The 13,561-nt window shown below is 57.8% G+C and carries 12 protein-coding genes; 4 read left to right on the forward strand and 8 right to left on the reverse strand.

The genetic code is table 11. The features are described from left to right. The first annotated feature begins 69 nt into the window (after positions 1-69). Together purM and purN are read left to right on the forward strand one after the other, a co-directional pair. Positions 70-1,167 (forward strand): phosphoribosylformylglycinamidine cyclo-ligase, encoded by a 1,098-nt coding sequence (purM, locus tag LKE90_RS05130; protein ID WP_291492786.1) that lies wholly within the window; start codon positions 70-72, stop codon positions 1,165-1,167. An 11-nt stretch (positions 1,168-1,178) separates the two neighbouring features. Further along, complete coding sequence (purN, locus tag LKE90_RS05135; RefSeq protein WP_291492788.1) at positions 1,179-1,805, forward strand: phosphoribosylglycinamide formyltransferase; 627 nt, start codon at positions 1,179-1,181, stop codon at positions 1,803-1,805. 136 nt (positions 1,806-1,941) lie between these two features. Here purN and LKE90_RS05140 read toward each other — a convergent pair whose 3' ends face one another. The 3 genes from LKE90_RS05140 to LKE90_RS05150 are packed head-to-tail and all read right to left on the reverse strand — an operon-like array spanning position 1,942 to position 3,836. Continuing rightward, positions 1,942-2,847, reverse strand: coding sequence for an NAD-dependent epimerase/dehydratase family protein (locus LKE90_RS05140; protein WP_291492790.1), 906 nt, complete (start codon positions 2,845-2,847; stop codon positions 1,942-1,944). 21 nt (positions 2,848-2,868) lie between these two features. After that, positions 2,869-3,258: a cupin domain-containing protein gene (locus LKE90_RS05145; protein ID WP_291492792.1), complete on the reverse strand. Its 390-nt coding sequence runs from the start codon at positions 3,256-3,258 to the stop codon at positions 2,869-2,871. A gap of 35 nt (positions 3,259-3,293) precedes the next feature. Then, a complete protein-coding gene (locus LKE90_RS05150; protein ID WP_291492794.1) occupies positions 3,294-3,836 on the reverse strand; it encodes an RrF2 family transcriptional regulator in 543 nt (180 codons plus the stop codon). Positions 3,837-4,221: 385 nt separating this feature from the next. On the opposite strand from LKE90_RS05150, the gene LKE90_RS05155 reads away from it, so the two are divergent. After that, positions 4,222-5,700 carry a mannitol dehydrogenase family protein gene (locus LKE90_RS05155; protein ID WP_291492796.1) on the forward strand — a complete coding sequence of 493 codons (1,479 nt, stop codon included), beginning with the start codon at positions 4,222-4,224 and terminating at the stop codon, positions 5,698-5,700. A gap of 7 nt (positions 5,701-5,707) precedes the next feature. On the opposite strand, the gene LKE90_RS05160 is transcribed toward LKE90_RS05155, so the two are convergent. The 5 genes from LKE90_RS05160 to pdhA all read right to left on the reverse strand — a co-directional run bounded on the left by LKE90_RS05160 (position 5,708) and on the right by pdhA (position 11,713). After that, complete coding sequence (locus tag LKE90_RS05160) at positions 5,708-6,418, reverse strand: HAD family hydrolase (RefSeq protein WP_291492798.1); 711 nt, start codon at positions 6,416-6,418, stop codon at positions 5,708-5,710. A gap of 172 nt (positions 6,419-6,590) precedes the next feature. Continuing rightward, positions 6,591-8,000, reverse strand: a complete 1,410-nt coding sequence (gene lpdA / locus LKE90_RS05165; RefSeq protein ID WP_291492799.1) for a dihydrolipoyl dehydrogenase — start codon at positions 7,998-8,000, stop codon at positions 6,591-6,593. A gap of 66 nt (positions 8,001-8,066) precedes the next feature. After that, positions 8,067-9,308, reverse strand: a complete 1,242-nt coding sequence (locus tag LKE90_RS05170) for a pyruvate dehydrogenase complex dihydrolipoamide acetyltransferase (protein ID WP_291492800.1) — start codon at positions 9,306-9,308, stop codon at positions 8,067-8,069. Between the two features lie 12 nt (positions 9,309-9,320). Further along, entirely contained in the window at positions 9,321-10,679 is a 1,359-nt protein-coding gene (locus tag LKE90_RS05175; protein WP_291492801.1) for a pyruvate dehydrogenase complex E1 component subunit beta, read from the reverse strand. 5 nt (positions 10,680-10,684) lie between these two features. Continuing rightward, complete coding sequence (pdhA, locus tag LKE90_RS05180; protein WP_291492802.1) at positions 10,685-11,713, reverse strand: pyruvate dehydrogenase (acetyl-transferring) E1 component subunit alpha; 1,029 nt, start codon at positions 11,711-11,713, stop codon at positions 10,685-10,687. Between the two features lie 355 nt (positions 11,714-12,068). On the opposite strand from pdhA, the gene LKE90_RS05185 reads away from it, so the two are divergent. Further along, complete coding sequence (locus tag LKE90_RS05185) at positions 12,069-13,508, forward strand: helix-turn-helix domain-containing protein (protein ID WP_291492803.1); 1,440 nt, start codon at positions 12,069-12,071, stop codon at positions 13,506-13,508. Positions 13,509-13,561 lie beyond the last annotated feature (53 nt).

Raw genomic sequence — 13,561 nt, forward strand, 5'->3', positions numbered from 1 at the left:
CCGTAAACGTCCCGGATGTTCGACCCTCACCTGTCGAGACCATCCCACAGCCCAGAACGAGCCGACGCCATGAACGCATCTACCCCGGAAACCTCACAGAGCGCTTCTTCCAAGGGCCTCACCTATCGCGAGGCCGGAGTGGACATCGAAGCAGGCGACGCCCTCGTCGAGGCGATCAAGCCTGCCGCCAAGGCCACGACCCGCACAGGCGTCATGGGCGGACTGGGCGGTTTCGGCGCGCTGTTCGACCTCAAGGCCGCAGGCTTCACCGATCCGGTCCTCGTCTCCTGCACCGACGGCGTCGGCACCAAGCTGAATCTCGCCATCGACAGCGGCCTACATGACACGGTCGGCATCGATCTGGTCGCCATGTGCGTCAACGACCTCGTCGTGCAGGGCGCGGAGCCGCTGTTCTTTCTCGACTATTTCGCCACCGGCAAGCTGGCCGTCGAAGACGCCGCCAAGGTTGTGAAAGGCATCGCCGAAGGCTGCCGCCTGTCCGGCTGCGCTCTTGTCGGCGGCGAAACGGCGGAAATGCCCGGCATGTATGCAGCGGGTCATTATGACCTTGCAGGCTTCTCCGTCGGTGCCGCCGAGCGCGGCAAACTGCTGCCGGGCGAAATCCGCGTTGGTGACGCGCTGATCGGCCTCGTCTCCAGTGGCGTGCATTCCAATGGCTTCTCGCTGGTGCGTCGCATCCTGTCAGCCGTCGGTCTCAAGCTCGACGACGCAGCCCCGTTCGCACCGGGCCAGACGCTCGCGCAGGCGCTGATGACCCCGACGAAACTCTATGTGTCGCAGGTTCTGGACCTCCATCGCGAAGGCCTGCTGAGCGGGGCCGCCCACATCACCGGCGGCGGCCTGCCGGGCAATCTGCCGCGCGTGCTGCCCAACGGCGTGAAAGCCGTGATCGACGGTCCGTGGGCCCCTGCCCCGGTCTTCGGCTGGCTGGCGAAAGCTGGCAATGTCGCCACCGAAGAAATGCTGCGCGTGTTCAACTGCGGCATCGGCATGGTGCTGATCACGTCCAAGCCGGATATCGTCATGGAACGTCTGAGCAAGATGGGTGAAACGCCCGTCGTCCTCGGCCAGATCGAAGCCGCCGCTGAAGCAGATGCCGCCCCCACGCTGGAGATGGCGGTCTCTCCGGACTTCTCCTGGTCCTGAGGCAGTCTGACGTGAGCATTCGCAAGACCCCAATCGCCATCCTCATCAGCGGACGTGGCAGCAACATGCGCTCGCTGATCGCCGCCTGCGCCGAGCCGGATTTTCCGGCCGAGGTCGCGCTTGTTCTGAGCAACAGGGAGGATGCGGTCGGGCTGGATTACGCCCGTTCTCTTGGCCTGCGGGCCGAAGCGGTGCCACACAAGGCTTTCGGCAAGGATCGGGAGGCGCACGAACGCGCCATCGACGCTCGATTACGGGAAGCGGACGTGAAGTTTGTCTGCCTCGCGGGCTACATGCGCCTGCTCACGCCGTTTCTGACGGACGCATGGGCCGGACGGATGATCAACATCCATCCCAGCCTGCTACCGCTCTTTCCCGGCACGCATACCCATGAACGCGCACTGGAAGCTGGCGTGCGCATCCATGGCTGCACGGTGCATCATGTAACGGCAGGCATGGATGAAGGACCGATCATCGCTCAGGCGGCCGTCCCGGTCTTTCCGAAAAAGGATAGCGCAGACGATCTGGCCGCCCGCGTGCTGGTGCAGGAACATGTGCTGTACCCAGCGGCTTTGAAGGCCGTGCTGGTTGGGAACGGCGACAGTGTTTCGAGCGAGGATGGGCTGCTGGTGGTGTGAGATATAATGTGACGATTTCAGACACCATTTGATCAGATAGCTGCTCTCGCGTTTGTTCCAGTCATCATAAAAGAACCAGATTTACCCCGTAAATAGACGCCGTATTTCCTGTCTGTAGAGAAGCAAAGCGGCTTCATTAGTTAAACCAAGGGAGTCTTCTGGGGCTGAAACCCAGCATCGCACGAGCCTTGTGGTTACACGCGCCACTGAGACTGTTCTGATAATAAACACTTTCCTCACCTGACAGACGAAGCCCTTCTCTCTCATCGAGACAGGGAGGTGCGTCCGCGCCGATCCATTTTGCATAGGCAGGTAGCCAATCGGACATTTTCGACGGTTGATCGTCCACAATATTGTAGATGCCCGATGGAACTGTAAGGGCCGCTACCGCCGCTTGCGCAGCATCATCTACATGAATGAAAGAAAACGAACTGCTGCCCTTACCGATCAGGGCAATCTCACCCTGATGAAGATGTCGGCTGAATGCCCCATCGGGCCAGTACCATGTTCCGGGGCCGTAGAAGAACCCATAACGCAGCCCGATGCAGACCATGCTCTGCACACTTGAAATGCGCTTTTCCAGACTTGCATACATTCTGGCGCTGTCGCCAATCGTTCCCGGTGCGTTTATCCTCAGAGGCGAAGCTTCATTTGCAAGCCCAGTACCGCCATCCAGATAGAAACCAGATAATTGCTGGATATAACGCCTTACCTGAAACATCCGCGCAGCCTCGAAAAGATGACCGCCGCCTTCCAGACGCAGTCTGCAATCAGCAGGCAGGCGCTGAGCCAGATCGACAGGACTGGTCGGAAGAGACGTCAGTTGATCGATCACCACTTCCGGTCGGATGCGCTCGATGAGTTCGAAAATATCGACCTGATTGAGTGCATCGCCTTTCACGGAATGAGCACCAAGCCTTTCGATGATTTCCAGACTCTCGGGACGATGGGCCAGTCCCCAGACCTCGTGCCCGGCATCATGCAGACGCCTGATCAGCGGACATCCCAATGCGCCGCTGGCTCCTGCCAAAAAAACTTTCATTGTAAATCCGTATTCGCTGAATCAGTTCGCAGAAAAAACGAAAGGAGCCGCTTTGTCCTTGACAAAAAACGCAAGAAAACGCGCAGGTTCGGTGCTGCTGGCATTCCGACCGATCAGATGCACATCGTCCGGCCCTTCAAAGAAGCTCTGTCCTTCTTTAAGGATGACAGGCGGATGTCCTCTGACCTGCATAATGACGCTTCCCTTCAGAACATAAACAAAAACGGACGCATTGTGCCTATGAATGGGGTCCGAGCCACCCGGTGCATAATCGACTGTCAGCAACGAGCCCTCCTTGCCGGGAACATCTTGCAAATCATGCGTCAGCAAAGGCGTAACTCTGGTCTCGGCGTGAAGAGAGTGGGTCCATAAACTCGCAACAATAGCGAGCAGGGTAACGAATTTACGCATTTTCAGTATTCCTGTTGGTAAGTGATCCGTCACAGTCAGGAAACGCCTGATCGTTTCCGTTGCCTGACTTTACTGACGCGACGGGTCTGAACACGTTCGCCAAGCCATGCCTGCGCCTCGCCAAGAAAGGGCGATGGCGCTTTATTTCGGACGGATCGCGCGAGGTCGGACAATGATGTCTGCGCCAGCTCGTGTCGCATGACCTGCTCTGCCCGCAGCATGACACCGTGAATGCCACAGACGCCCTGTGTCGCCCATTCGGGAGGTTTTTGATTGAAAAGAACACAACGACCACGGATTTCCTGACAGTTGAATAGACTCTTTCTGCCTTCAACTGCGTCCACCACGGCGAGAACACTGATTTCATCGGCCGTTTTGGCGAGCCTGTACCCTCCCTTTAGTCCTTCAGAGGCAATGAGCAGACCCGCCTTTTCCAGTCTGGGAAACAGTTTGGCCACAAATGCTGCCGGAATCTCCTGCAATTCCGCCAGATCCAGACTGCTGACGGGTTCGGGGTTGTCCACCAGCCAGAGCAGGCTGTGCAGGACATATTCAGTGCTTGCGCCATAAAGTGCCATACGCAGACTTTATTAGTCCGTGTTTTGATTCGCAAGACACTCTGCACTTCTACAACGCTCTTGGATGCTGAAACCGGAATACCCTTTCAGGCGGATCGTCTTATCCTTCTCACAAATCAGCAGACTGACAGGCAACACACACCGTTTTCAGATTCATAAATGCAAACATGGATATCTGTTAATTTTTTAAAGATTTTCCTTTTCTTTGAACGGTAAAAATAAATATAAAACTGTTATTTGTATAATACAAATAACAAAACATGATTTTAATACAACAAAAATCATGTAAATAACAAAATTATATGTTAATAATAATTCATTATACCTTACGTTTAAAGCATTATAAATTAATAACTACATTCAACACCAATAAAGGAGCGATTTATTGTATCTCAGCCAAAAAGTTCTCTCCCATCTTCCCCAGAACGTCTACCGCCCCAAGTTTGATCTCTCCCAACTCACACCCGGCATTCTCCATCTGGGTTGCGGCAATTTCCATCGTGCTCATCAGGCCGTCGCCACACAGGCGGCCATCAACCGGGAAGGCCCGGACGGTCTCAAATGGGGCATTGTCAGCGCCACCATGCGACGCCCCGACCTCGTGAACCAGCTTCGGCCACAGGATAATCTCTACACCCTGCTGACCCGTGTCGAAGACAGGACCGTCGCCTCCGTCATCGGTTCCATCCATGAGATGGTGTTTTCCGGTGACGAAGCCGTCGATCTTGCGAAACGTGTCGCCGATCCCAGCATACGTATCGTCTCCCTGACCGTAACGGCCAGCGGCTATTATCTGACTGCCGATGGACGTCTCGATCCGGAGGCGCAGACCATCAGGCAGGATCTGTCAGCACGACACCCCCGCACGGCCATCGGCATTCTGGCGAACGGTCTTGCTCTGGTGAGGCAGCGCAGCGCTGTTCCGCCTGTAATCCTGTGCTGCGACAATGTCAGCCATAACGGCGCAACCCTCAGGCAGGCCGTCATGGATTACGCCTCCCTGCGTGGCGATGACCCGCTGGCGACATGGATCGGAGAGACGGTGCAGTTCCCCGATACGATGGTCGACCGGATTGCGCCTTCAAGTCACGTCGATGACCTCGCCGATGCCAGGCACGCTCTCGGCGGAATTATCGACGCTGCGCCCGTTTCTGCCGAACCATGGTTTCAGTGGATCATCGGCCCGTTCGATGGCCCCCGCCCCTACTGGGAGGCGCATCCCGGAACAAAATCCGTCCGTGACGTCGCCGTCTTTGAAGCCGCCAAACTCCAGATGCTGAATGGCAGCCATATGCTGCTCGCCTATACGGGCGCACTGGCCGGGCTGAACACGATCGCAGAAGCCGCCAGCGATCCCTCCCTCGGACGCATCACCGCCCGTTTCATGCGGGACGAACAGACAGCAGGCATTGCCCTCTCCGCCGAAGAACTAGACGATTACACGCAGGCGCTGATGGCCCGCTTCCAGAATCCCGGCATCGTTCATGATGCAGAGCGTGTGGGGCGCAACGGTTCGGCCAAGATGGCGGACCGGGTAATGCGCGCCATGCGGGAGAATCTCATCGCAGACCGCTCCGTGTCCGGCGCTTCACTGCTAATCGCCAGCTGGATACGCTGGTTCGCGCTGAACGATCAGGAGGCGCTGGAACTGTCCCTGACCGACCCGAAAGCGAAAATATTGCAACGCATCTGTGCTGAAGCCCGCGATGATCACAGGGCACAGGCGGAAGCCTTCCTCGCCATGGAGGAGGTCTTTGGCCCGCCTCTGCCGGATCATGACCGCATCGTCGCAGACATTGCAGATATGCTGCGCCGACTGACGGAGGAGGATGTGCCCACCGTCCTCCGTGAACTGGCAGCCTGAAAAAGCCTCAGGCTGTTTTCAGCACAGTCTGCAAATAGGCCGTTACAACAGTCAGATCATCCACGATCGCCAGCGCCTTTTCGTGGATGTCATCAGCTGGCTGGAGAAGGTCCGGCACAACAATAACCCGTATGCCCGCCGCATGAGCAGCCCGCGCGCCGGAATGGGAGTCCTCAAGCGCAAGACAGTATTCCGGCTCGATACCAATCTTTTCAGCAGCCTTCAGATAAGGCTCAGGATCGGGCTTACCGGCGCTGACATCGTCCCGCGTGACCGTCGCGTCAAAACGCTTGTCAAGCCCGACAAGTTCCAGATGATGATCCGTGCGGTAACGACTTGAAGAGGTGGCAATCGCTCTCGGGATACGAAACTCGTCCAGAAGATCCAGCAGGGGCAACACACCGGTTTTCAGAACCAGCCTGCCATTGTCGACATACTCCCTGAGCACAACCTCCTGACGGGCGAAGAAATCCTCCATGGGAAAGTCCACACCATAGGCTTCATGCACCAGCCTGCGGCATCCATCCGCAGGAACACCAATCATGGAGCGACAAAAACTCATCGGAATGTCGTAGCCAAGGTCTTTGCCCGCATCGACCAGAGCATCCATGGCCAGTGTCTCACTGTCGAGCAGCAACCCGTCCATATCGAACACCACGCCACGGACAGGGGCGGATGATACGTTGCGAAGGTGGGCTGGGATGATCTGCTCTGTCATTTTGCTTCCTGTATTTTTTATCTTGAAGCGAATTTACAGCAGTAGGTCCGAAAATGAAAAATCCAGAAGATTAAAAGATATTCACTAACATCACGCAACCGAATGCAAACAAAAATGCCCCTTTCAGGCACAAGACCCAAAAGAGGCGTCAAAAAGCGACAAGCTGAGTCAACTAGAAATGCAGCGCACCATCATAAGCCGCCAGCACGGCTTCATGCATCGATTCAGAGATTGTCGGATGCGGGAAAACAGTTTCTTTCAGTTCCGCTTCCGTCAGCTCACCACTGCGGGCGATGACGTAACCCTGAATCATCTCCGTCACTTCCGCGCCAATCATGTGCGCGCCCAGCAACTCACCAGTCTTCGCGTCGAACACGACCTTCACCAGACCGTCCGGCTCACCCATGGCAATCGCCTTACCGTTGCCGATGAACGGAAAACGACCGACACGGACCTGATAACCCGCCGCCTTGGCTTTAGCTTCCGTGTAGCCGACAGAAGCCACCTGCGGACGGCAGTAGGTGCAGCCCGGAATCTTCGTCACGTCGATCGGATGCACATGCTTGCCGGCAATCGCTTCAACACACATGACAGCCTCGTGGCTCGCCTTGTGCGCCAGCCACGGAGCGCCAGCCACGTCACCGATGGCGAACACGCCCGGCTCACCGGTGCGGCAGAGATCGTCCGTCACGATATGCGTGCGATCCACGACAATCTTCGTGCCTTCCAGCCCGATATTCTCGACATTGCCGACAATACCCACTGCGGAAATCACACGATCGAACGTATAGGTTTCCTTCTTTCCAGCCGCTTCAATCTCGACCGAAACATCCTTGTCGGATTTCTTCAGCGTACCGAGCTTCGCGCTGGTCAGCACCTTCATGCCCTGCTTCTCGAACGCCTTGAGAGCCAGACCGCTGATTTCCTCGTCCTCGACCGGCAGCACGCGATCCGCGACTTCTACCAGCGTCACTTCGGAGCCCATGTTGCGATAGAAGGAGGCAAACTCCGTGCCAATCGCACCGGAGCCGATCACCAGCAGGCGCTTCGGCAGTTCATCCGGCACAAGAGCCTCACGGTAAGACCAGACGAACTTGCCGTCGGGCTCCAGTCCCGGCAGCGTGCGGGCGCGGGCACCAGTCGCCAGAATGACGTTCTTCGCCGTCAGAGTGACCGACTTGCCGTCCTTCAGCGCCACGGCGAGCTTGCGCTTCTTGCCGTCCGTTCCAGCCAGTTTCGCAAAGCCGTCGAAGACCGGAACCTTCGCCTTTTTAAGCAGATGTCCGACGCCGCCAGAAAGCTGCTTCGACACAGCCCGCGAACGACCCACAACCTTCTGGAAATCGAAGCGCGGATTATCCACGGCGAAGCCGAACTGCCCCAGATCATGCAGCAGATGATTGATTTCGGAAGCACGCAGCAGCGCCTTGGTCGGGATGCAGCCCCAGTTGAGGCAGATACCGCCAAGATGATTGGCTTCGACAACCGCGACCGAGAGTTTCAGCTGTGCCGCACGGAGAGCCGCCACATAGCCGCCGGGACCGCCACCCACAACAATCAGATCAAAATCGGTGGTGCTCATATGATATTTCCTGATTGAGCGTCGGGCGGACAGGAACTGCTCCCTGCCGCCCGACGATACGGCCTGTCAGACGACCAGCGTGAACGGGTTTTCCACCACTTCGCGGAACGCGGACGTCCACTTGGCGGCCAGAGCGCCGTCGATGGCGCGATGATCGACCGAAAGCGTCACGGTCATCACCGTGGCCACACCCAGCGACCCGTCCGGCTTCACGACCGCACGCTTCTCACCGGCGGCAATGGCCAGAATACCGGCCTGCGGCGGATTGATGATCGCCGAGAACGAACTGACGCCGAACATGCCCATGTTGGAGATCGAGAACGATCCACCCTGGAACTCTTCCGGCTTCAGCTTGCCCGCACGCGCACGGGACGCAAGATCTTTCATCTCATTGCTGATCTCACGCAGAGACTTACGATCAGCCTGACGGATGATCGGCGTGATGAGACCATCCGGGATGGACACGGCCACCGAGATGTCCACGTCGTTATACTCGATCAGCGCCTCGTCCGTGTAGGAGACATTGACGCCCTTCACCCGGCGCAGCGTGACGGCAGCGGCCTTGATCAGCAGATCGTTGACCGACAGCTTGAACGCATCCGGCCCCTCGGCGGGTGACGCCGCGTTGAGCTGGCTGCGGAGCGCCATCAGCGCGTCAAGTTTCACATCAACCGAGACGTAGAAATGCGGAACGGTCGTCTTCGATTCCGTCAGGCGACGGGCGATGACCTTGCGCATCGTGGAATGCGGCGTGCTAGTGGAACCACCCGGCGTGTAGGCCGCCACAGGAGCGGACTTCGCTGCCGAAGCATTGCCGCCAGCCTTTGCCGTCTCCACGTCCTTCTTGACGATACGGCCATTCGGACCGCTGCCTTTCAGGGTGGAGAGGTCGATGCCCGCATCCTTGGCAATCCGCTTTGCCAGAGGAGACGCAAACACGCGGCTTCCCTTCTCTTCGGATGCCTTCACCTGCGGCGCAGAAGCGGCGGCCTTGGGTGCGGGCGCATCGGTCTTCACGGGCTCGGCCTTCGGCGCGGCTGCGGACGGACCGTCCGGCACCGCCTCACCTTCCTCAACCAGAATGGCGATGGGCGTGTTCACCGCCACACCTTCCGTTCCCTCCGGCACAAGAATCTTGCCGAGAATACCCTCGTCCACGGCTTCGACTTCCATCGTCGCCTTGTCCGTCTCGATCTCGGCGATCACTTCACCAGAAGAGACCGTGTCGCCCTCTTTCTTGTTCCACTTCGCCAGCTTGCCTTCCGTCATGGTCGGCGAGAGAGCGGGCATCAGGATATCAATAGCCATGATGTCTTTCCCTCAGACGATTTTGGAAACGGCGTCCACAACCCAGTCGGGCTGCGGCAGGGCGAGCTTCTCAAGGTTGGCGGCAAACGGCATCGGCACATCGAGACCAGCCACGCGCACTGGCGGCGCATCGAGCCAGTCGAAGGCATGCTCGATAACCTGCATGGCGACTTCCGCGCCGATACCGGCATAGGGCCAGCCTTCCTCGACCGTGACCAGACGGCTTGTCTTCTTCACGCTCTCGACGATGGTCGCCGTATCAAGCGGACGGATCGTGCGCAGGTTGATGACCTCGGCGTCGATACCCTTCTCGGCCAGCAGTTCGGCAGCGGCGAGGGCCGTGCCAACGCTGATCGAGAACGCCACGATGGTCACATCCTTGCCCGGACGCTCGATCTTCGCCTTGCCGATCGGCAGGATGAAGTCCTCATCCACCGGGCACGGGAATTTGTGCCCATAGAGAATCTCGTTCTCAAGCACGATGACCGGGTTCGGATCGCGAATGGCCGCACGAAGCAGACCCTTCGCATCGGCTGCCGACCAGGGGGCCACAACCTTCAGACCCGGAACATGGGCATACCAACTCGCAAAGCACTGCGAATGCTGCGCACCGACACGAGCCGCAGCACCATTCGGCCCACGGAACACGATCGGACAGGAAATCTGACCGCCGGACATGTAGTGCGTCTTGGCGGCCGAGTTGATGATGTGATCGATCGCCTGCAACGAGAAGTTCATTGTCATGAACTCGACGATCGGCTTGAGGCCGGTCATCGCAGCACCCGTGGCCATGCCCGCAAAGCCATGCTCGGTGATCGGCATGTCGATCACGCGCTTCTCGCCAAACTCGTCCAGCAGACCCTGTGACACCTTGTAAGCGCCCTGATACTGGGCGACTTCCTCACCAAGCAGGAAAACGTCTTCGTCACGGCGCATCTCGGCGGCCATGGCGTCACGCAGCGCCTCACGCACGGTGATCTCGCTCGTCTCACCCCAGTCTTTTTCCGGCTCGCTGGTCACCATGGCGACAGGAGCGGAGACAGCCGTCGGAGCAGCCGCTTTGGGCGCTTCTTCCGTCGCAGGATGAGCGGAGCCCCCGCCTGCCGCCGGTGCGTCCGGCACAGCCTCGCCATCCTCGACCAGAATGGCGATGGGCGTGTTGACGCTCACTCCTTCGGTGCCCGCCGGCACAAGGATCTTGCCGAGAATACCTTCGTCCACGGCTTCGACTTCCATCGTCGCCTTGTCCGTCTCGATCTCGGCAATCACTTCACCAGAAGAGACCGTGTCGCCTTCTTTCTTGTTCCACTTCGCCAGCTTGCCTTCGGTCATCGTCGGCGACAGGGCTGGCATCAGGATATCAGTAGCCATCCGTTTTATTCTCCCACCAGCACGTCGGTAAACAGTTCCGAAGGATCAGGCTCCGGGCTCGTCTTGGCGAACTCGGTCGCATCCGCGACGATTTCCTTCACCTTGTTTTCCATTTCCTTGAAGTCGGCGTCGTCCACGCCTGCCGACTTGAGCAGGTTGCGGACATGATCGATCGGGTCATGATTCTGGCGGATTTCATCCACTTCCGCGCGCTGGCGATATTTCGCAGGATCGGACATCGAATGGCCGCGATAACGGTAGGTGGACATTTCCAGCAGATACGGCCCGTTGCCCGCACGGCAATGCGCGATGGCTTCCCTAGCCGCCGCGTTCACGGCTTCCACGTCCATGCCATCAACCTGCTTGCCCGGAATACCCCACGGCTCGCCGTTCTTCCACAACGCCTTGGATGCCGAGGCGCGCTCAACGCTGGTGCCCATGCCGTAACGGTTGTTTTCGATCACAAACACGCAGGGCAGTTTGTGCAGGGCGGCAAGGTTGAAGCTCTCGAAAACCTGTCCCTGATTGGAAGCGCCTTCACCGAAATAGGTGATGGAAACCTCGTCCGTGCCACGATATTTGTTGGCGAAGGCCAGACCAATGCCAAGTGACACCTGAGCGCCGACGATGCCGTGGCCGCCGTAGAAGTTCTTCTCACGCGAGAACATGTGCATGGAACCGCCCTTGCCGTGCGAAAGGCCGGTTGCACGTCCCGTCAGTTCCGCCATCACGCCGCGCGGGTCCAGACCCGCAGCGAGCATCTGGCCGTGGTCACGATAGGAGGTGATGACCTTGTCACCCTCCTTCTGGGCCATCTGAAGGCCGACGACCACCGCTTCCTGACCGATATAAAGGTGGCAGAAGCCGCCGATGAGGCCCATGCCGTAAAGTTGACCGGCTTTCTCCTCAAAACGACGGATCAGCAGCATGTCGTAATAGGCCTGCTTCAACTGTTCCGTCGTCAGTCCGGGGTGATTCCGGCCAGCCGTCACGTCGGCGGAGCCTGATTGCCCCACAGTATTCTGTTCGGTCATGGAGTTACCTTTACCTCTCGGTTTTCAGGACGGGCATATGATCTCAGCCGTTAATTGTAAATATTATTGTTAATTTTCAATAACTTGATTAAGAAAATCACTTTGACTGGTCTCGAAAGTCCTTCCAACCCGCTTTCCGGCGCCGGTCTTCATCAAAAACCGGTCGCCGATGAACGGAGAGACCCCGGTGCAAGCAATTTTCCCAGTCTCGCTTTCAACGTCTCATCCCTCTTCGGGTTGTCGTGACAAGTGCGCTGCACCTGCCAGACTGGTAACGCGGGCACGGCATTCTGCAAAGCGTCGGAAAGGTGTAAAGTTGCAGTAAGACTCCTCCCAAAATGTGTACAATGTGAACATGAGCGCAGGCCACAAAAAACTCTTCGCAGGAAGCAGAATCCGCAAACTTCGCCGTCAATTCGGCCATACACAGCGTGAGATGGCACGACGGGTGAATATATCGTCGAGTTATCTCAACCAGCTTGAAAACGATCTGAGGCCCATTCCAGCACAATTACTGCTAACTATTTGCAGAACTTTCGCCGTGGATGCGTCATGGTTTGGAGACAACGAGGAAGTCCGCATCATCCAGATGCTGCGAGAGGTTTTTGCTGACCCTATGTTCAAGTCCGACCTACAGGTCGACGAGTTCCGAAAGGCCGCACAGGAACTCCCCGGACTGGCCCGGCACTTTATTGACCTGTATCGCTCGTACCGGACCCTCACCGAGAGGCGCACCCATTTCTCTGCCGACACAACAAGTCAGGACCTCCCGCATATTCCCGACACGCTCGGCTCGCCTCATTATGAAGCAGCCGGTGAATGGGTGCAGAGCGAAAAGAACTATTTTCATGACATTGATACAGCGGCGGAGGATCTGTACGAAGCCGAGAACTTTGACCGGGCCTCTCCTTCCGTTGTGTTCGAACGCTATCTTCTGGATCACCACGCCATCCGCGTGATCACCAATACCGACTTCGCGTTGCAGGACACCCTGTGGCGGTTCGATCGCCGGGAAAAAACACTCCATCTATCAGCCGACATGGCACCCGAAAGCCGCTCCTTCTGCCTTGCCAGACTGATCGGCGACATTGAGTTCGGACACATCATCGACAAGACCATACGTCGCTCCGGCCTGCCTGCGGGTGATGCACAGGCGCTCGTTCGCGTCAGTATCAGCAATTACTTTGCCGGAGCGCTGATCCTGCCCTACGGACGATTCCGACAGGCGGCCAGAGAAACCCGACACGACCTTGATCTCCTGCAGAGACGTTTCAAAGTCAGTTTCGAGCAGGTCTGTCACCGCCTCTCCACGCTCCAGAGACCCGGGTCTGAAGGCATTCCGTTCTATTTCATCAAGACCGATGTCGCGGGAAACATCCTGAAAAGCTACAGCGCCACGCGCTTCAGTCGCGCCCGTTTCGGCGGCCTGTGCGCGCTGTGGAACGTGTTCGAAAGCTTCGCCGTTCCCGGCAGGCTGGCGACCCAGCTTTCACAGGATACAGACGGCAGCGTGTTCATCAGCGTGGCCAGAACCGTCGGGCGTCCACCGACTTCCTTTTTCGAACGGACACGTCGTGTGGCCATCGTGCTGGGCTGCTCCGTCACTCATGCATCTGAAATCGTTTATTCTACTGCTCTGAATATTGAAGATGACCGAAATTTTGTCCCGATCGGCCCCGGATGCCGGGCTTGCAGCCGCATCGACTGCCGTCACCGAGCCGTCCCCGCCAGCGGTTTCCGGCTTGACCCGCGCAGTGATGAACGAGGCACCGTGCCTTATCGGGTTCTTGTGTGACACATGACCAGAAAGCGAAACAATACGGGAATATCGAAATAGACTGTATCAGG

Source organism: Acetobacter sp., assembly GCF_022483985.1.
Taxonomy (GTDB): Bacteria; Pseudomonadota; Alphaproteobacteria; order Acetobacterales; family Acetobacteraceae; genus Acetobacter.